The 19,354-nt window shown below is 68.1% G+C and carries 14 protein-coding genes; 4 read left to right on the top strand and 10 right to left on the bottom strand.

The genetic code is table 11. The features are described from left to right. Positions 1 to 19: 19 nt before the first annotated feature. Positions 20 to 790: a Mut7-C RNAse domain-containing protein gene (locus DFS13_RS30085; RefSeq protein WP_034201101.1), complete on the bottom strand. Its 771-nt coding sequence runs from the start codon at positions 788 to 790 to the stop codon at positions 20 to 22. On the opposite strand from DFS13_RS30085, the gene DFS13_RS30090 reads away from it, so the two are divergent. Then, complete coding sequence (locus DFS13_RS30090) at positions 680 to 1,756, top strand: NAD(P)-dependent oxidoreductase (protein ID WP_256097636.1); 1,077 nt, start codon at positions 680 to 682, stop codon at positions 1,754 to 1,756. The two genes, DFS13_RS30085 and DFS13_RS30090, sit on opposite strands and share 111 nt — an antisense overlap. A 75-nt stretch (positions 1,757 to 1,831) precedes the next feature. Continuing rightward, a complete protein-coding gene (locus tag DFS13_RS30095) occupies positions 1,832 to 2,467 on the top strand; it encodes a LysE family translocator (RefSeq protein ID WP_006489505.1) in 636 nt (211 codons plus the stop codon). Between the two features lie 91 nt (positions 2,468 to 2,558). Here DFS13_RS30095 and DFS13_RS30100 read toward each other — a convergent pair whose 3' ends face one another. Further along, on the bottom strand, positions 2,559 to 3,842 hold the full coding sequence (locus tag DFS13_RS30100; RefSeq protein WP_048986458.1) for an MFS transporter: 1,284 nt from the start codon (positions 3,840 to 3,842) through the stop codon (positions 2,559 to 2,561). A gap of 97 nt (positions 3,843 to 3,939) precedes the next feature. On the opposite strand from DFS13_RS30100, the gene DFS13_RS30105 reads away from it, so the two are divergent. After that, positions 3,940 to 4,869: a LysR family transcriptional regulator gene (locus tag DFS13_RS30105; RefSeq protein ID WP_058902220.1), complete on the top strand. Its 930-nt coding sequence runs from the start codon at positions 3,940 to 3,942 to the stop codon at positions 4,867 to 4,869. Positions 4,870 to 5,053: 184 nt separating this feature from the next. On the opposite strand, the gene DFS13_RS30110 is transcribed toward DFS13_RS30105, so the two are convergent. From DFS13_RS30110 to DFS13_RS30140, 7 genes are all read right to left on the bottom strand, one after another. After that, entirely contained in the window at positions 5,054 to 5,887 is an 834-nt protein-coding gene (locus DFS13_RS30110; protein WP_006491960.1) for an OmpW family protein, read from the bottom strand. An 18-nt stretch (positions 5,888 to 5,905) separates the two neighbouring features. Then, entirely contained in the window at positions 5,906 to 7,147 is a 1,242-nt protein-coding gene (locus DFS13_RS30115) for a DUF2957 domain-containing protein (protein ID WP_105866209.1), read from the bottom strand. Between the two features lie 148 nt (positions 7,148 to 7,295). Next, on the bottom strand, positions 7,296 to 8,726 hold the full coding sequence (locus DFS13_RS30120) for a DUF2957 domain-containing protein (protein ID WP_105866208.1): 1,431 nt from the start codon (positions 8,724 to 8,726) through the stop codon (positions 7,296 to 7,298). 434 nt (positions 8,727 to 9,160) lie between these two features. After that, a complete protein-coding gene (argC, locus tag DFS13_RS30125; protein WP_006497427.1) occupies positions 9,161 to 10,111 on the bottom strand; it encodes an N-acetyl-gamma-glutamyl-phosphate reductase in 951 nt (316 codons plus the stop codon). A 192-nt stretch (positions 10,112 to 10,303) separates the two neighbouring features. Continuing rightward, positions 10,304 to 10,876, bottom strand: coding sequence for a flavodoxin family protein (locus DFS13_RS30130; protein ID WP_006497426.1), 573 nt, complete (start codon positions 10,874 to 10,876; stop codon positions 10,304 to 10,306). Between the two features lie 214 nt (positions 10,877 to 11,090). Next, positions 11,091 to 11,687, bottom strand: a complete 597-nt coding sequence (locus tag DFS13_RS30135) for a YbhB/YbcL family Raf kinase inhibitor-like protein (RefSeq protein WP_006482912.1) — start codon at positions 11,685 to 11,687, stop codon at positions 11,091 to 11,093. A gap of 240 nt (positions 11,688 to 11,927) precedes the next feature. Next, positions 11,928 to 12,614: an orotate phosphoribosyltransferase gene (locus DFS13_RS30140; RefSeq protein ID WP_006482887.1), complete on the bottom strand. Its 687-nt coding sequence runs from the start codon at positions 12,612 to 12,614 to the stop codon at positions 11,928 to 11,930. A 453-nt stretch (positions 12,615 to 13,067) separates the two neighbouring features. Between DFS13_RS30140 and DFS13_RS30145 the strand changes: the two genes are divergently transcribed. After that, the gene (locus tag DFS13_RS30145; RefSeq protein ID WP_006482927.1) at positions 13,068 to 15,338 is read left to right on the top strand and encodes an NADP-dependent malic enzyme; all 2,271 of its coding nucleotides are present in this window, start codon (positions 13,068 to 13,070) and stop codon (positions 15,336 to 15,338) included. 148 nt (positions 15,339 to 15,486) lie between these two features. Here DFS13_RS30145 and DFS13_RS30155 read toward each other — a convergent pair whose 3' ends face one another. Continuing rightward, the gene (locus DFS13_RS30155) at positions 15,487 to 19,077 is read right to left on the bottom strand and encodes an indolepyruvate ferredoxin oxidoreductase family protein (protein WP_111442474.1); all 3,591 of its coding nucleotides are present in this window, start codon (positions 19,075 to 19,077) and stop codon (positions 15,487 to 15,489) included. Between the last annotated feature and the right edge of the window lie 277 nt (positions 19,078 to 19,354).

Consider the following 19,354-nt stretch of genomic DNA (forward strand, 5'->3'; position numbering starts at 1 on the left):
CATGCGGGGTTTTGTTTTTTCAGGCACCGGATTCACCCGGTTCGTCGGCCCGGACGGGCGGCGGCGCGCGCATCGCGTCGACCACCGCGCGCATGCGCCGCCAGTGCGAGCCTTCCCAGAACACGCGCCGGCACACGTCGCACGCGGCGAAGCGCCGGTGCCGCAGCCGGACGCCGGCCGGCACGCGCGGTGCGGCGGCGGCTGCATCGAGCGGATGCAGCGGCGCGTTGCAGCGCAGGCACAGCCGGAACGGTCGCATGTGCGGCGCGAGATCGAGCCGCTCGAACAGCTCGTGCAACTGGTCGGCCGGCCGCTGCGCATGCAGGTAGCAGCCGCGCACGACCGCACGCCGCTTGAGCAGCTCGCGGTCGCGCGTCAGCACGATCCGGTTCTCCCGCTCGGCGAGCGCCGCGAGTTCGTCGTCGCGGTAGTGGTTGTCGTAGCAGGTGTCGAACCCGGCGAGGCGCAGCAGTTGCGCGAGGCCGCCGAGATGCGCGTCGGCGACGAAGCGCCATGCCGCCGGTGGCGGCCCCGTTGCACCGTGGGCCGCCGGCCCGGCGCGTTCGGGCAGGACTTCGACACGGTCGCCGTCGTCGAGCGGCCGGTCGAGTGCGGCCGGCGCGTCGTTCACGTACAGCCGGCCGATTTCGGTGTGCGGGACGCCGAGCGCCTCGATCGCATGCTTGACCGTCGCGTCGCGGGCGCATGCGTGCGCGAACGCCCGGTCGCGCTGCGGGCGCGCGAGAAAGGCGTTCAGTTCGCCGTGAAAGCGGAAGGTCGCGGTCGCCATCCGTGCAGTATCGCACCGCGCCCGGCCGGCGGCAGGCGCTGCAGACCACCGGCATCTGTGTTTAACTCGCGGCTTCACGGAGCGAAGGAGCAGGACATGGATCTCGGGTTTATCGGGCTGGGCGAAATGGGGCAGGCGATCGCGACGAACCTGCTGAAGGCGGGTCACACGGTGCGGGTCTGGAACCGGTCGCGCGAGCGGGCCGAGCCGCTCGCGGCATTCGGCGCGCAGATCGTCGACACGCCGGCCGACGCGTTTCGCGGCGACGCCGTGTTCTCGATGCTCGGCGACGATGCGGCCGCGCGCGCGGTGTTCGACGATGCGCTGCTGGCCCAGGCGCCCCGTGGGCTGATCCACGTGAACATGGCGACCGTGTCGGTCGCGCTCGCCGAATCGCTCGCGCACGCGCATGCGTCGCGCGGCATCGACTATGTCGCCGCGCCGGTGATGGGCCGGCCCGACGTCGCGGCCGCCGCGCGCCTGACCATCATGGCCGGCGGCCCGGCCGAGGCGATCGACCGCGTGCAGCCGCTGTTCGACGCGATCGGCCAGAAGACCTGGCGCTTCGGCTCGCTGCCGCAGCACGCGAACGTCGCGAAGATCGCCGCGAACTTCACGCTCGCGTCGGCGATCGAGACGCTCGGCGAGGCGTCCGCGCTGCTCGGCGCGCACGGCGTCGCGATGCGCGATTTCCTCGACGTGATCACCAGCAGCGTGTTTCCGGGGCCTGTCTACGAAGGCTACGGCGCGATGATCGCCGAGCGGCGCTACGAGCCCGCGCGCTTCAAGGCGCGCCTCGGGCTGAAGGACGTCCGGCTCGCGCTGGAGGCGGGCGACGCGACGTCGGTGCCGCTGCCGGTGGCGAGCGTCGTGCGCGACAGCCTGCTCGACGCGCTCGCGCACGGCGGCGGCGACCAGGATTTCGCGGTGCTCGGCGAGGCCGCGCTGCGCCGCGCCGGCCGCTGACCCGCGACAGGAACGCGGTGCGCACGGCATAATCGACCGTTCGGTTTTCCTCCATTCTTTCAGGCAGAGGCAGTCATGAACTTGCATACGTGGTGGCTTTTCGTGGCGACGGTGTTCGTCGTGTCGGCGATTCCGGGCCCGAACATGCTGCTCGTGATGACGCACGGCGCGCGGCACGGGCTGCGGCGCTCGTCCGCGACGATGGCCGGCTGCCTGAGCGCGCTGGTGCTGATGCTCGCGGTATCCGCGGCGGGCCTCGGCGCGGTGCTCGAGGCATGGCCGGCGATGTTCAATGGGTTGCGCTTCGCGGGCGCGGCCTACCTGATCTATCTCGGCGTGAAGGCATGGCGCGCCCGCGTGGACGACACGCCGGCGGCCGACGTCGATGCCGTGTCGCACGGGGCGTCGGCGTCGCGCGCGGTGCTGTTCCGCAATGGCTTCCTGGTCGCGGGCAGCAACCCGAAGGCGATCCTGTTCGCGGCCGCGCTGCTGCCGCAGTTCATCAACGCGGCCGAGCCGACGCTGCCGCAGTTCGGCATCCTCGTCGTCACGTTCGCGGTGATCGAGGTGAGCTGGTATCTCGTCTACGCGTCGTTCGGCACGCGCATCGGCGCCACGTTGAAGAGCCAGAGCGTCGCGAAGGTGTTCAACCGGCTGACGGGCGGGCTGTTCGTCGGCTTCGGCGCGATGATGGCGCTGGTCCGTCACTGATTCCCGGCCGGCTCCGGCGTACCGAACGCCCCGTCCCTTGCAAGAGGGCGGGGCGTTCGGCTTTTGGAAGCCGCTTCACCGCGTTGCCTGCTCACGCACGCGGCCGATCCAGCGCCGCCGCGCCGGCCCCGCGTCCAGCCACCAGCCCGAACACGGCCGTCGCGCCGGCGAACGCGAACCCGACACCGCATACCGCGCTCCAGCCGCCCCATGCCCATGCACTGCCCGCGAGCGCCGCACCCAGCGCGCCGCCGCAGAAGAACAGCCCGACGAATAGCCCGTTCAGGCGTCCGCGCGCGGCCGGGTTCAGCAGGTTGATCTCGCGGCGGCCGATCGTCTGGTCGACGATGACGCCCGCATCGAGCAGCGCCGCGCCGCCGGCCAGCAGCGCGAGCGCGACGCCGCGATGCGCATGCGCATCGAAGCCGAACCAGCCGGCGCCGGCGACGCCGAGCACGACGAGCGCCGCGAGCATCGTGCCGTGCGCGAGCCGCTGCGCGGCCGGGCCGTGGCCGCGGTCGCCCGCGCGGCCGGCGAGCGGCGTGACGATCGCGCCGCTCGCGCCGGCGAACGCGAACAGCGCAATGCCGTGCAGGTCGAGCGCGAACGGCGGCTGCGCGAGCCGCAGCCCGACGGCGGTCCAGAACGCGCTGAACGCGGCCATCGCGAGCGCGGCCGACAGCGCATGCCGGCGCAGCACCGGCTCGTCGGCGAGCAGGCGCCCCATCGACGCGAGCAACGCGCGGTAGCCGGCCGTGATCGACGGCGTGCGCGCCGGCAGGCGCAGCGCGAGCACGACGGCGATCGCCGCGTTCGCGAGCGCGGCCAGCAGATAGAACGCGCGCCAGCCGGCCGACCCGGCGATCAGGCTCGCGAGCGGCCGCGACAGCAGGATCCCGAGCATCAGCCCGCTCATCACGTTGCCGACCGCGCGGCCGCGCTGGGCTTCGGGCGCCATCGACGCGGCCATCGGCACCAGCATCTGGATCACGCTCGACGCGGCGCCGGCCACGAGCGTCGCGAGCAGGAACACGGTGCCCGACTGCGTGAACGCGGGCAGCGCGAGCGCCGCCGCGCAGACGGCGAGCGTCGCGACGATCAGCCGGCGGTTCTCGAGCAGGTCGACCAGCGGCACGAGCAACGCGAGTCCGGCCGCGTAGCCGAGTTGCGGCAGCATCGCGACGAGGCCGGCGAGACCGGGCGGCAGGTGCAGGTCCGCGCTGATCGGGCCGGTCAGCGGTTGCGCGGCGAACAGGTCCATCACGATCACGCCGACCGTCGCGGCGAAGAACAGCGTCATGCCGATGCTCAGCGCGGGCGGCGCGGCGACGGACGGGGAAACGGGGGCGGGGCAACGGTGGGCAGGGCAGTTCATCGGAAGCCTGGGAGGAAGATCGAAGGAACTCCCATCGTAGGGGCCCGATGTTTATGCGACAATTGAAATATGTCTAACATGATTATGCGAGTTTGTTTTGAATACGCGTGATCTCCAGGCGTTCGTCGCGGTTGTCGACAGCGGGTCGATGGTCGCCGCGGCCGCGAAGCTCCACCTGACGCAGCCGGGCCTGACGCGGCGCGTGCAGAACCTTGAAACGCTGCTCGGCGTGCCGCTGCTCGAACGGCAGAGCAAGCCGCTGAAGCCGACTGCGGCCGGGCGCGACGTCTACGCGCTCGCGCGCAACGTGCTCGGCGCGGTCGACGAGTTGATGGCGGCGGGCGCGCCGGACAGCGAGCCGTCGGGCGAGCTGCGCATCGGCGTGCCGCCGTTCCTGTCCGAGCTCGCGCTGGAGCGGCCGATCGACCGGCTGCGCGATGCATTCCCGCGCCTCACGCTGCGCGTGACGGCCGGCTGGTCGCCTGCGCTGGTGCAGGGCATCGAGCGCGGCGCGCTCGACGTCGCCACCGCGATGGTGCCGGCGAGCGCGACGCTGCCCGACGCGCTGACCGCGACGCTGCTCGCCACGCAGCCGACGGTGCTCGTCGCCGCGCGCGATTTCCCGCTGCCGGACGGCCCGCTGTCGCTCGACACGCTGTCGGGTTTTCCGTGGGTGCTGAGCCAGGACGGCTGCGGAATGCGCTCGGCGCTGAGCCGCGCGCTCGGCGCGGCCGGGCTGCCGTTCGACGTCGCGGTCGAGGCCTTCGGCTCGGAGCTGCAGTTGTCGCTCGTCGCGCGCGGCGCCGGCATCGGCATCGCGCCGCCGAACGCGCTGGCGCGCAGTGCGCATCGCGATGCGCTGCGGATCGTGGAAACGGCGGGGCTGGAAACGCGAATCAACGTATGGATCGTGCACGGCGCGTTACCGGGCCGGCTGATGCGGCCGGTCGCGCTGCTGCGCGACGCGCTGGGCGAGGTGCTCGAGCGGGAGAACGGAACGGGGTCAGGTGCCGTTACGGCGGACTAGAGGCCGCATTCGAGGGAAAATCCTTATTTTCTCTACGGAAATGTTGCATTGCGGAAACCGATTCGATATGATTGGAACTGTCTCCTCCATGTCTCCTCTGATATGGATTCAGCCCGCCACTTAGGCGGGCTTTTTTTTGCGTGCGATTTTGTCGCGGCGCTTCCGTTGCCGGCTGTCGCCGCGCTCAGAACTTGTACGTCATCCCGACGTAGCTGATGATCGGGTCCGCCTTCAGGTCCGATTTCGACTCGGCGAGTACCGAGCCGTCGGCCGCCTTGATCGTCACCGTCGACGTCGTCTTCAGCGGGATGTAGGTGACCGACGCCACCAGCCCGAAGTGTTCCGTCATGTTGTACTGCAGGCCCGCGTTGAACACCGGCTGCCAGGACGACGACGCCTTCGCTTCCACCGAGGTCGTGCCCGGTTTGCCCGCGCCCGCCGCGAGAATCGCGCCGAGGTTGTCCTGCGTCTGCTTGATGAAGTTCGTGTTGAGCTGCAGGTCGCTGAACCAGTTGTACGACACGCCGAGGCCGAGGAACGGCCGGAACTTCGCGGTGGCCTGCCCGAAGTAGTACTGCAGGATCACCGCGGGGCTCCACTGCCGCACGCTCTTCACGATCGGGTTGACCGAGCCCAGCCCGATGTTCTGCGTGCCGAGCGCGCCGGCCGGGCCGGGCGGCTTGATCGTGCCCTGGCCCGACACCTTGAACACCGGCGGCACGCCGGCCACCGACGTGACCGCGATGTGGTCGGTCAGGAAGTGGCTGACCGTCAGGCCGACGGTGTCCGCGCCGCTCGTGTGCAGCCCGGTGCCCGGCGACGTGAACGACGGCGGCAGCCGCAGCGGCGTGTTGATCGGCGTCGGCGCGACGTTGGTCGTCATCGGCGTGCTGCTCTGCTGCGGCATGATGTGGAACCAGCCCAGCGTGACGACGTTGCTGCCGGCGCTCTGCGCGTGCGCCGCGAGCGGCGCCACGGCGGCGGCGCCGGCCGCCGCGCAGAGAAGGGTTTTCTTCATCACGGCTTTTCCCTCCGCTTACTGGACGAATGCGCCGATCGTGAAATACGGCGTCGATCCCGCGTTGTCGAGGAAACCGAACACGCCACCCGTGAAGATGAACTTGCCGGTCGGCGACGTGCTGCCCGAACCCGTGTGGATCGTCGTGACCGTGCCCGGCACCTTCTGCGTGTAGTCGAGATCGAGCGCGGTCGCGAGCGACGCCTGCGACGGCTGGAACGGATCGAGCAGCGTGGCCTGCTTGTCGATCAGCGCGGTGGTCCGGTAGTCGAACTGGCTGTCGACGCCGATGTACTCGCCGTTCTGCGAACCGGCCGCCACCGCCGTCTGCGGCGCGAGGATCGAGATGCTCGATTCGTCGTCGGCGGTCAGGCCCGGCACGCCGTTGCTGTCCGGTGTCGGGTTCGGGTTCGCGACACCCGTGCGCACGAGGATCGGCACGAGCTGGTTGCGCAGCTTGCCGACGATCATGAAGCCCTTGCCCTGCGGCGTGGCCGACAGCGTCGGCTTCAGCTGGCTCCGGTAGTTGTTCGACTGGAACGCGCCGCTGCCGTCGGCCGACTGCACGAAGTTCGTGCCTTGCTGCACGCACGCGCCGCCCGCGAACTGGCCCGTCGTGTCGCACTTGGTCCACGTGCCGTCCGCGTTGATCGTCACCTTCGCGTCGATCGACGCCGGCGCGAATTTCTGCGACGGCACTTCGCCGAAGCCGATGTGGCTGTACGTGCCCGCGACCTTCGTGATGTCGGTTTCGATCGACGAGAAGCCGATGAACGGGTAGTACGGGAATTTCGTGTCGGGCACCGCCGCCTGGCCGAGCACGCCGTCGAACTGGATCTCCTTGCCGGGAATCGTGCCGCCCGCGACGCCGAAGCCGACGAAGATGCGCGCCGGACGCGACGCGTCGAGGCTCGCGCCGTTCAGGCGGAACGCGCACTGGTTCAGCTTGTTGGTCGGCAGCAGCGTTTCCTGCGTGAGCGTGCCGCTGTCGACGGTGCCCGCGCGGGTCGGCACGACGGTGCCGGTCTTTTGCGGCACCGGCGATTCGACATAGGTGACCTGCCAGGTCATCTTGGTCGTGTCGAGCTGCACCTTCGCGAGTTCGCCGCTGCCCGCGCCGCCCGTGAACACGGTGTTGTAGTCGAGCGTGGCCGGGCAAAGCCGGTCTTCGACGAGCGGGGGCGGATTGTCGCCGCCGCCGCCGCAAGCCGAAAGAAGGGGGGCGGCAAGGGCCGCCGCCAGAATGAGGTTGCGCTTCATGTTGCTCCTCCAGATTTGTCTTTGTGCGGCGGCCAGCTCCCTGTCGGCCGCTTCTGTTGGTCGTGCTCGTCCTGCTTGCGCCGTGCCGAGCGCCTTCGTGCCTTCCCTGCAATGCGCGGCGGCGGGCCGGCCGCCGCGTCCTCGATCGCTACTTGCTGATCTGCGCGCCCACGCCGAAGTACGGGGTCGACGACGTCGTCGAATTCGCCGACGTCGGCGTGACGCCGCCGTTCACCGTGCCCTGGATCAGCGCCGCATACAGGCCGCCCGTCGCGATCACCACGCCCGATGCGGACGGGTAGCTCGCGCCGCTCGGCGGGGTAGTCTTCGCGTTCAGCAGGCCCGGCGTCGCCTGGCCGTAGTCGAGCGTGAAGCCGTCTTCCTCGGCCTGCGTGGACGGGTTGATGAGCGACGCGTTGCTGCCGCGGATCAGCGCAGCCGTGTACTTGAAGTTCGAGTCCGCGCCCGCGTAGCCGCCGTCGATCGCGCCCGACGTGATCGCCGTCGCCGCGCCGAGCACCGCGATGCCCGATTCGTCGTCGACCTTTGCGTCGGTGTGCAACGGCGGCGTGCCGAGGTTCACGTAGCCGGTGCGCACGATCACCGGCACCGTCGCGCCGTTGAGCTGGCCGATCACCATGTGCGCGGTGGCCGACTTGCCGGTCGCGCCGATCAGGGGCAGCTTCGTTTGCGGCAGGATCTGCGGTGCCTGGGTGCTGTCGAAGTAGCCGCCGTTCGCGCTCGTCTTCCATGGATCGCCGGTGGTCTGGCAGCCGCCCGAACCGCTCGACGTGCACGCGCCGTTCGCATCGAACGTCTCGCTGGAGTTGACGCCCTTCGTTGCATAGTTGCCCGACGGCACGAGGTGATAGAGCAGCGCGTTGTACGTGCCCGGCAGCTTCGTGAGGTCGGTCGTCGTGTTCGCGAAGCCGAGGAACGGGTAGAAGTCGAAGTGGCGATTGGGCACCTGGCCGACGTTCTGGAATACGGGGAGGCCGATCACGCTGATCGTCAGCCCGTCGTACTGAACCGTCGCGCCGGGAATGCCACCGCCCGCCACACCCATGCCGACCAGCAGCATCGGCGGGTTCGCCTGGTTGAAGTCGGCGGCCGTCGAATAGGTCGAACCGTCCGGCGCGGTGCCGGTGCCCGGCGTGAGGACGAACGCGCAGCGCGTCTGCTCGGCGGTCGGCAGCGTGCCGGTCGGCGGATGGACGACCTTGCCGGTGATCGTCGTGCCGGCGCGGCTCGGCGTGACGGTGCCCGTCTTCAGCGGAATCGGCGATTCGAGCCACTTGAGCGTGTACGTCATCGCGACCGCGTCGATGTTGACGCTGACGATCTCGCCGCTGCCCGCGCCGCCGAGATACGTGCTCTTCACGATATCCGCGTTGGCCGGGCACAGCGCGCCGTTGATCGGCTGCGAAGGCGGCGGCCCTTGCGTGCCGCAGCTCGAGCCGGAACATTGGGGCGCATCGATCGGCGCGAGCGCGCCGCCAGAGTCCCCCCCACCACATGCAACCAGGAAAGGGGCAATGGCAAAGGCCGTTGCCACCCCCTTCGATAAGGCGTGCGACATGCCGCTGTCTCCAATCGTTTAATTGTGCGAGCTAATGTCGCTGCCTGGATTTTTGCTGTCAATTGATGAACCCGTCTAAAAAAGGCGATTGAAACGGGATCGGTGATTTGAATCCTTGTCCGATAAGGCGGTTGGTAAGAATTAAAACGCGCGGTGGGCCGTCGAAAGCTGCCGGAGTGGGGGCTGCGCGACGCCTGGCACGCTCGCGCCGCGCCTTCCTGCGTATAACGGCAGCGTTTAAATCGACGGTATCCGGTTTATCCCTATTCGGGATTGACTGGATAAAGAACGGGCTGGATTAATTCACTGGTAATCGCGCAATGGAAAGCTTGTAAATATTTGTAAATGCGCGATCCGGTGTTTTTATATATTGCCTGATACGGGTAAATAAAAAGCCGGCCAGTGGCCGGCTTTGCATGGCATGCGATGCTGAATCAGCGTTTGAGACCGGCGTCCTCGGCCGCGCCGATGTTGAGGTTCATGCACTGGATCGCGGCGCCCGACGCGCCCTTGCCGAGGTTGTCGAGGCGCGCGACCGTGACGAAGCGCTCCGCGTTGCCGAATACGAACAGGTCGACGCGGTTCGTGTCGTTGTTCGCCTGCACGTCGAAGAAGCCGCTGTCGAGGTTCGCATCCGCGTCGAACGGTGCGACGCGCACGAACGCTTCGTCCGCGTAGTACTCGGCGAACACGCGCTGCACGTCCTGCGGCGTCGCGCGCTTTGCGAGCTGCCCGGGCGTGAAGTAGGTCGTCACCGCGAGGCCTTTCAGGAACGGGCCGACGATCGGCGTGAAGATCGGTGCGTTCGCGAGGCCGGTGTGCGCGGCCATTTCGGGCAGGTGCTTGTGCGCGAGGCCGAGCGCATACGGGCGCGGGCTCGCGAGCTTGCCGCCCGGCGCGGCGCTTTCGTACTCGGCGATCATTGACTTGCCGCCGCCGCTGTAGCCGGTGATCGAGTAGCTGTGCGCGGCGAACGTCGGCGCGACGATGCCCGCATCGACGAGCGGCCGCATCGCGAGCACGAACGCCGAGGCGTGGCAGCCGGGCACCGCGATGCGCTTCGACGTACGAATCTTCTCGCGCTGCGCGCGGGTCAGCTCGGGCAGGCCGTAGGCCCAGTCGGCATGGGTGCGGAACGCGGTGCTCGCGTCGATCAGCGTGGTGTTCGGATTCTCGACGAGCGACGCGGATTCGCGCGACGCGACGTCCGGCAGGCACAGGAACGTGACGTCGGACGCGTTGATCAGGCGACGGCGCTCGTCGACGTCCTTGCGCTTCGCTTCCTCGATGCGCAGGATCTCGATGTCGCTGCGTGCCGACAGGTATTCGAAGATCTTGAGGCCGGTCGTGCCTTCCTGGCCGTCGACAAAAACTTTGGTGCTCATTTCGCTCTCACTGAATGAAACGGGAGCCGCGGCGCCCTGAAACCGCCATTTTAAGACGTCATCCGGCGGGCCTGTACCGCACGGGGCGAAAAAAAAGACGGCCCGCGGGCCGTCTTGTGTCCCTTTGGCGCACCCCCACGCTGCGCGGCCACGCCAGCGGCCGGTGCGAGCGGGCGGGTGCCCCGGGCGCGCTCAGCGGCCGCCGGCCACCCAGCGCGCCGTCGCTTCGGCGACGCGCCGGCCGAACGCCTTCGCGGTATCGAGGTCGCCGGGCAGCGGGCCCTCGTCGGGCGTCGCGTCCGCCGGCGACTGCGCGAGCAGGCCCGTGAAGCCGCCGACGTAGTTGATGTCGTTGCGCGTGGCCGCCTTCGAGTTGGCCGGCATCATGCCCGTGCCGACCCACACCATCCCATGTTGCATCGCCAGCGTGACGAAATACTGAATCGTCGAGAACTTGTCGCCGTTCATCGTCGCGGAGTTCGTGAAGCCCGCGGCGATCTTGTCCTTCCATTTCTGCGTAAACCACGGTTTCGAGGTCGCGTCGGCGAATTGCTTGAACTGCGCGGACGGGCCGCCCATGTAGGTCGGCGCGCCGAAGACGATCGCGTCCGCCGCGTCGAGCGCGGCCCAGCCCGCGTCGTCGAGCTCGCCGACGGCGAGGAGGCGTGCGGCGGCGCCGGCATCCTGCGCACCGGCGTGGACGGCCTCGGCCAGTTTCTGCGTGTGACCGTAGCCGCTGTGATAGACGATGACGATGTTCGACATGAAGCGTTCTCCGGAAAGGGACGGGAACGGCGGCCCGCAGGCTCGCCGCGACACGCGCCGCAGTTGGGCGGCGCGACGGATGCGCGGCGGGATGCCGCGACCGGTGCAGCCGAGTCTAGCAAGCCGAAATGACCGGAAGAAAGCGCGCAGGCCGCGCACAGAAATTCGCGGGCGCGGGCAATCGCGACCGCCACGGGCGGCGGCGCGCGCTTACCTACTGCCCGTAAGTGACCGTGAGTCGCGCGGTGCCGATCGCGAGCGTGCCGATCTCGTGCTCGAACATCGGCGCGGGGCGGCCTTGCGAGATACGCAGGTCGGTGCCTTTCAGCGCGTAGACGGTGATCACGTAGCGATGCGGTTTGCCGGGCGGCGGGCACGGGCCGCCGTAGCCGTCGATTCCGAAGTCGTTGCGCGCCTCGCTCGCGCCGATGCGGCGCAGGAAGCCGGACGCGCTCGCATCGGCAGGCAGGCTCGTGACGGTCGCCGGGATGCCCGCGACGGCCCAGTGCCACCAGCCGTGCCCCGGCGCGTCGGGATCGAAGATCGTGACCGCGTAGCCGCGCGTGCCCGGCGGCGGGTTGTGCCATGCGAGTTGCGGCGAGCGGTTCGCGCCCTTGCAGTCGCCGCGGTCGAACACGTTCGCGGGCCGCACGCGGGCGCCCGCCGTCAGGTCGTCGCTCGTCACGGTGAACGGGCCTTCCGCATGCGCGGGCAGCGCCGCGAAGACGGCGGCGCACAGGAGAGCGGAGAAACGGAGCGGAGAAGGGCGACCCGATGGCGCAGGCGGAGTGATCCGGCGATCCACACGCATATGGCGCTTCTCCCGTCACGTGGGCCGGGCCGAGGCTCCCGGCATTGTTGGCGTTGTATGTTGCCCGCGCAGCTGAGGGCGGCGATGGATCAAGTCTAGCATTAGGGTTCGATGAGCGACGCACACCGGCGCCCGCGATTGCGCGCGGTCGGCGCGCAACGCGACGGACGAAAAAAAACCGCCTGCGATGAAGCAGGCGGCTCGTTCAGCCAGTGCGCCGGCATGCGTGCCGGCGGGGCGTCATTCCTTCGGGGCCGTCGCGCCGCCGTGCGCGGCCGACCATTCGGCCGGTGCGTGCAGGAATTTCTCGACTTCGTCGAGCGTCTTCGTCTCGAAGTAGCCCGACGCCTTCGCGACGCGCAGCACGTCCCACCACGTCGCGAGCGCGTGCAGGTCGACGTCGATGTCCTTCAGGACCGACACGCTTTCCTTGAAGATGTTGTAGTGGAACAGCACGAAGCAGTGGTTCACCGTCGCGCCCGCGGTGCGCAGCGCGTTGACGAAGTTGATCTTGCTGCGGCTGTCGGTGGTCAGGTCTTCCACCAGCAGCACGCGCGAGCCTTCCTCGAGATGGCCTTCGATCTGCGCATTGCGGCCGAAACCCTTCGGCTTTTTGCGCACGTACTGCATCGGCACCATCATCCGGTCCGCGATCCATGCCGCGAACGGGATGCCGGCCGTCTCGCCGCCCGCCACCGCGTCGATCTGCTCGAAGCCGATGTCGCGCGTGATCGTCGTTTCCGCCATTTCCATCAGCGCACGGCGCACGCGCGGATACGAGATCAGCTTGCGGCAGTCGATATAGACCGGGCTTGCCCAGCCGGACGTGAAGATGAACGGTTTTTCGGCATTGAAGTGCACCGCCTGCACTTCGAGCAGGATTTTGGCGGTCGTATCCGAGATCGACTGACGATCGTAGCCTGTCATGGGCATTCCTTGGGTGATGAGCGAGCGCGGGCCCGGTGGCGCAGCAAGGGGAACCTGCCCGAAGGGCCGGGGTGCGATCGGGGGGCCGATCGCATCGCTGCGCGCGTAGCCCGCTATTTTACCCGATTCAGGCAGGTTTTCGGCGGAATTCGCGCGGATTCGCTGCCCGGCTCACTACCGGCGAAACAAACGGGGGCAGACCATCCCGGCGCTGATGCCGGAGATGCGGCGTCGCAGCAACGGACGTCATTTAGGGGGTGTACACTAGGCGACCCTTAGAAATCGTTCAGTACTTTGTACTTTCCTCTTGCCATCCGCCAAGGTTCGATGGCGTGCCGATCCGGTGCGTCGCGGGCCGTCTCGCAGTCGACCATCCCCTCGATTCAAGCAGACGCGGCCGAAGGTGCTGTGTACTGAGTCGTCAATATTCCGCATGTCTCTCGCAGGTCAATCATGGACGAACAACTGAAGCAGGCCGCTCTCGCTTATCACCTGAACCCGAAACCCGGCAAGATTTCGGTCACCCCGACCAAGCCGCTGTCGAACCAGCTCGATCTGTCGCTCGCGTATTCGCCGGGCGTCGCCGCCGCGTGCGAGGCGATCCACGCCGATCCGCTCGACGCGCAGAAGTACACGTCGCGCGGCAACCTCGTCGGCGTCATCACGAACGGCACCGCCGTGCTGGGTCTCGGCAACATCGGCCCGCTGGCCGCGAAGCCGGTGATGGAAGGCAAGGGCTGCCTCTTCAAGAAATTCGCGGGCATCGACGTGTTCGACATCGAACTGTCGGAGTCGGACCCCGACAAGCTCGTCGAGGCGATCGCGATGCTCGAGCCGACGCTCGGCGGCATCAACCTCGAGGACATCAAGGCGCCGGAATGCTTCTACATCGAGCAGAAGCTGCGCGAGCGCATGAAGATTCCGGTCTTCCACGATGACCAGCACGGCACCGCGATCATCGCGTCGGCCGCGATCCTGAACGGCCTGAAGGTCGTCGGCAAGAAGCTGTCGGAAGTGAAGCTCGTGTGTTCGGGCGCGGGCGCGGCGGCAATCGCGTGTCTGGACCTGCTGGTGAACCTCGGCCTGACGAAGTCGAACATCCTCGTCGCCGATTCGAAGGGCGTGATCTACGAAGGGCGCGGCAACCTCGATCCGTCGAAGCAGCGCTATGCGGCCAACACCGACGCGCGCACGCTCGCCGACGCGATCGTCGGCGCGGACGTGTTCCTCGGCTGCTCGAGCGCGGGCGTGCTGAAGCAGGACATGGTCAAGACGATGGGCGACAAGCCGCTGATCCTGGCGCTCGCGAACCCGGAACCGGAAATCCGCCCGGAAGACGCGAAGGCCGTGCGCCCGGACGCGATCGTCGCGACCGGCCGTTCGGACTACCCGAACCAGGTCAACAACGTGCTGTGCTTCCCGTTCATCTTCCGCGGCGCGCTCGACGTCGGCGCGACCACGATCACGGAAGAAATGAAGCTCGCGTGCGTGCGCGCGATCGCCGAGCTGGCCGAGGAAACCGACCAGAGCGAGGAAGTCGCGAAGGCGTATGAAGGCCATTCGCTCGAATTCGGGCCGGACTACCTGATCCCGAAGCCGTTCGACCCGCGCCTGATCATCAAGATCGCGCCGGCCGTCGCGCAAGCCGCGATGGATTCGGGCGTCGCGACGCGCCCGATCCAGGACATGGACGCGTACCGCGAGCAGCTCGGCGCGACCGTCTACCGCACCGGCATGGTGATGCGCCCGGTGTTCGCGGCCGCGAAGCAGAAAGAGGCCCGCATCGTGTTCGCCGAGGGCGAGGACGAGCGCGTGCTGCGCGCCGCGCAGTTCGTGCTGCTGGAAAAGATCGCGAAGCCGATCATCGTCGGCCGTCCGTCGGTCGTCGACATGCGCTTGCAGAAGATCGGCTCGAAGCTGAAGGCCGGCGTCGATTTCGAAATCGTCGATCCGGAAGACGATGCGCGCTACCACCGCTACTGGCAGGCGTATCAGGAGATCGGCGCGCGCGACGGCGTGACGCCGGAAGTCGCGAAGGCCGCGATGCGCAAGTTCAACACGCTGATCGGCGCGATGCTCGTGCATCTGGGCGATGCGGACGGGATGATCTGCGGGATGATCGACACGTTCCACAGCCACCTGAAGTTCATCGAGCAGGTACTGGGCCGCGCGAAGGGCGCCGAGCACTTCGCCGCGATGAACCTGCTGATGCTGCCGGGCCGCAACCTGTTCGTGTGCGACACGTACGTGAACGAGCTGCCGAGCGCCGACCAGCTCGCCGACATGACGATCCAGGCCGCGGCCGAGATCGAGCGCTTCGGCATCGCGCCGAAGGCCGCGCTGCTGTCGAACTCGAACTTCGGCAGCGCGCCGTCGGCGTCGTCGCGCCGGATGGCCGAGGCCCGCAAGCTGATCGTCGAGCGTGCGCCGAACCTCGAAGTCGACGGCGAAATGCACGGCGACGCGGCGCTGTCGGAACTGATCCGCAAGCAGGCGTTCCCGGGCACGACGCTGTCGGGTGAAGCGAACCTGCTGATCATGCCGAACGTCGAAGCGGCGAACATCGCGTACAACCTGCTGAAGATGGTCGGCGGCGAAGGCGTGACGGTCGGCCCGTTCCTGCTCGGCGCGGCCAAGCCGGTCCACATCCTGACGCCGGCCGCGACCGTGCGCCGGATCATCAACATGACGGCCGTTGCCGCCGCGAACGTGAACACGAAGTAAATCCACGCCCGCGTGTGCCGCGCGTCAGGCGCGGCGCAATGAAAAACGCCACGGAACCTGGATTCCGTGGCGTTTTTTTTGCATGAACCGCGACGGGCGGCGGCGCGGGCGGGCGTTCCTGCTTCGAACGCCGCGCCGCGACCGCGCGTTACGCGACCTGCTGGTGCGACTGGCCGCCTGCCGGCGAACGCCACTTCGCGAGCAGCGTGTCCCACTTCTGGCGTACCGCGCGCAGGTTGTTCTCCTTCACGTGGCCGTAGCCGCGAATGCCGTCCGGCAGCGCCGCGAGTTCGAGCGCGAGCGGCCGGTTGGCCGCGTTCAGCTTCGCGAGTACCTCGCCGATCAGCGCTTCGTACTCGCCGATCAGCGCGCGCTCGGTGCGGCGCTCCGCGGTGCGGCCGAACGGATCGAGCGCCGTGCCGCGCAGGAACTTCGCCTTCGCGAGCAGCCGGAACGCCGACATCATCCACGGGCCGTACGCCTTCTTCACGAGATGGCCGTGGGCGTCCGTCTTCGCGAACAGCGGCGGCGCGAGGTGGAATTTCAGCTTCCAGTCGCCTTCGAACTGTGCGCGCAGGCGCGCGAGGAACGCGGGGTCGGACTGCAGCCGCGCGACCTCGTACTCGTCCTTGTACGCCATCAGCTTGAACAGGTTGCGCGCGACCGCTTCGGTCAGCGGCTCCTGCACCGTGTCGCCGTCCGCCAGTGCGCGCTCGGTGGCGCGCACCTTGTCGACGAACGCCGCATAACGCGACGCGTACGCGGCGTTCTGGTACGCGCTCAGGAATTCGACGCGCTTCGCGATCAGCGCGTCGACCGCCTTCTTCGTGTGCAGCGAGATCACCGTGGCGCCTTGCGCGGGCCGGGCGTCGCCGGCCGCCGCCTGCTTCACGCTGGCCAGGTCGTACGCGGCGCGGCGGCCCCACTCGAACGCCGCGCGGTTCTTGTCGACCGACACGGCGTTCAGCTCGATCGCGCGTTCGAGCGACGCGAGCGTCAACGGCAGCCAGCCCTTCTGCCATGCGTAGCCGAGCACGAACGGGTTCGTGTAGATCGCGTCGCCGAGCAGCGCGACCGCGAAGCGGTTCGCGTCGATGAAGTCGACCGCAACACCGGCCGCCGCGCGGATGTCGTTCTCGGCGGACAGGCCCGGGAACGCCCAGTTCGGGTTCTTGATGAACTCGGCGGTCGGCGTCTGCGCGCTGTTGACGACCACCCGCGTCGTGTCGTGCCGCATCCGCGACGTGCACTCGTCGCCGGCCGTGACGATCGCATCGCAACCGATCACGAGATCGGCTTCGCCCATCGCGATCCGCGTCGCGTGGATGTCGGTCGGCGCGTGCGAGATCTGCACGTGGCTCATCACGGCGCCGCCTTTCTGCGCGAGGCCGGTGACGTCGAGCACGGTCACGCCCTTGTTTTCCAGATGCGCGGCCATCCCGAGCAGCGCGCCGATCGTCACGACGCCCGTGCCGCCCACGCCGGTGACGAGCACGCCGTACGCGCGATCGATCGCCGGCAGCGTCGGTTCCGGAATCGGCGGCAATGCGCTGCCGTCGACCGACACCGCCTTCGGCTTCTTCAACTGGCCGCCCTCGACCGTGACGAAGCTCGGGCAGAACCCCTTCACGCACGAAAAGTCCTTGTTGCAGCTCGACTGGTTGATCTGGCGCTTCGTGCCGAATTCGGTTTCCAGCGGCTCGACCGACAGGCAGTTCGACTGCACCGAGCAGTCGCCGCAGCCTTCGCACACCGCGTCGTTGATCACGACGCGCTTGGCCGGGTCCGGATACGTGCCGCGTTTGCGGCGGCGGCGTTTCTCCGTCGCGCAGGTCTGGTCGTAGATCAGGATCGTCGTGCCTTCGATCTCGCGCAGCTCGCGCTGCACGTCGTCGAGCTGGTCGCGGTGATGGATCGTCACGCCGGGCGCGAGCAGCGCCTTCTGGCTGTCGTACTTCTCCGGCTCGTCGGTGACGATCACGATCTTCTTCGCGCCTTCGGACGCGAGCTGGTGCGTGATCTGCGGCACCGTCAGCACGCCGTCGACCGGCTGGCCGCCCGTCATCGCCACCGCGTCGTTGTAGAGGATCTTGTAGGTGATGTTCGCCTTCGACGAGATCGCCGCGCGCACCGCGAGCAGGCCCGAGTGGAAATAGGTGCCGTCGCCGAGGTTCGCGAACACGTGCTTCTCGTCGGTGAACGGCGCCTGGCCGATCCACGGCACGCCTTCGCCGCCCATCTGGCTGAAGGTGCTCGTGCTGCGGTCCATCCACACGGTCATGTAGTGGCAGCCGATGCCGGCGATCGCGCGCGAGCCTTCCGGCACGTTGGTCGACGTGTTGTGCGGGCAGCCCGAGCAGAACCACGGCTTGCGCTCGGTCTGCACGTGCGGCTTCGCGAGCGCCATTTCCTTCGCGTTGATCACCGCGAGCCGCGCGGCGATGCGCGCGCGCACGTCGGACGGCAATTCGAACTTCTCGAGCCGCGTCGCGATCGCCTTCGCGATGATCGCCGGCGACAGCTCGTAGTGCGCGGGCAGCAGCCAGTTGCCCATCGGCACCGACCATTCGCCGCCGGCGCCATCCTTCTCGTCGAACTTGCCGAACACGCGCGGGCGTTGCGCGTCGGGCCAGTTGTACAGCTCTTCCTTGATCGCGTATTCGAGGATCTGGCGCTTTTCCTCGACCACCAGGATTTCGTCGAGGCCGCGCGCGAACGCCTGCGCGCCCTGCGCTTCGAGCGGCCACACGCAGCCGACCTTGTAGAGCCGGATGCCGATCCGCGCGCAGGTTTCGTCGTCGAGGCCGAGGTCGGTCAGCGCCTGGCGCACGTCGAGATACGCCTTGCCGCCGGTCATGATCCCGAAGCGCGCGTTCGGCGAATCGATCTCGATCCGGTCGAGCTTGTTCGCCCGCACGTACGCGAGCGCCGCGTACCACTTGTAGTCGAGCAGCCGCGCTTCCTGCACGAGCGGCGGATCGGGCCAGCGGATGTTCAGCCCACCTTCCGGCAGGATGAAATCGGTCGGCAGCACGATCTCGGTGCGATGCGGGTCGATGTCGACCGACGCCGACGATTCGACGACGTCCGTCACGCACTTGAGCGCCACCCACAGGCCCGAGTAGCGGCTCATCGCCCAGCCGTGCAGGCCGAAATCGAGATATTCCTGCACGTTCGACGGGAACAGCACCGGCAGCCCGCAAGCCTTGAAGATGTGTTCGGACTGGTGCGCGAGCGTCGACGATTTCGCCGCGTGGTCGTCGCCGGCGAGCACCAGCACGCCGCCGTGCTGGGACGAGCCGGCCGAATTCGCGTGCTTGAAGACGTCGCCGGTGCGGTCGACGCCCGGGCCCTTGCCGTACCACATGCCGAACACGCCGTCGTATTTCGCGCCGGGGTACAGGTTCACCTGCTGGGAGCCCCACACGGCGGTGGCGGCGAGGTCTTCGTTGAGGCCGGGCTGGAACACGATCTGGTGGGCGGCCAGGTGCTGCTTGGCTTTCCATAGCGACAGATCGAGGCCGCCGAGCGGCGAGCCGCGATAGCCGGAGATAAAGCCGGCCGTATTGAGACCGGCGGCGCGGTCGCGTTCCTGCTGGAGCATCGGCAGGCGCACGAGGGCCTGGATGCCGCTCATGTACGCGCGGCCGCGTTCCAGTGTGTATTTGTCGTCAAGCGTGACGGACTTCAGCGCGGCTTCTAGCGACGCGCGTTGGTCTGCGTCTAGCGGGGCATTCATTAACTGTCTCCTCCACCCGGTCTGGGATCACCAAAACTTCGGTTGCGTCGGCATCTTTTGGACGCGTCTGCAGTGGCCGGCATGTTCGCCGGTTTTAAGGGATGGTAGCACTGGGGCAAACCCGCCGCCCACCGGTTGCAACGCGGGGGATGCGCGGCGGCGCCCCGCGAAAACGGGGCGGATGATGCGTTACATCATGTAAAAGCATGTAAAGCCGCGTTGATCTTCGGGCAAATGCCGTTAATCTTGTCGGCCTGCCGGAGGTGCCCGGCCGCGT

This window comes from Burkholderia sp. 28_3, assembly GCF_003253915.1.
GTDB classification, from domain to species: Bacteria; Pseudomonadota; Gammaproteobacteria; order Burkholderiales; family Burkholderiaceae; genus Burkholderia; species Burkholderia cenocepacia.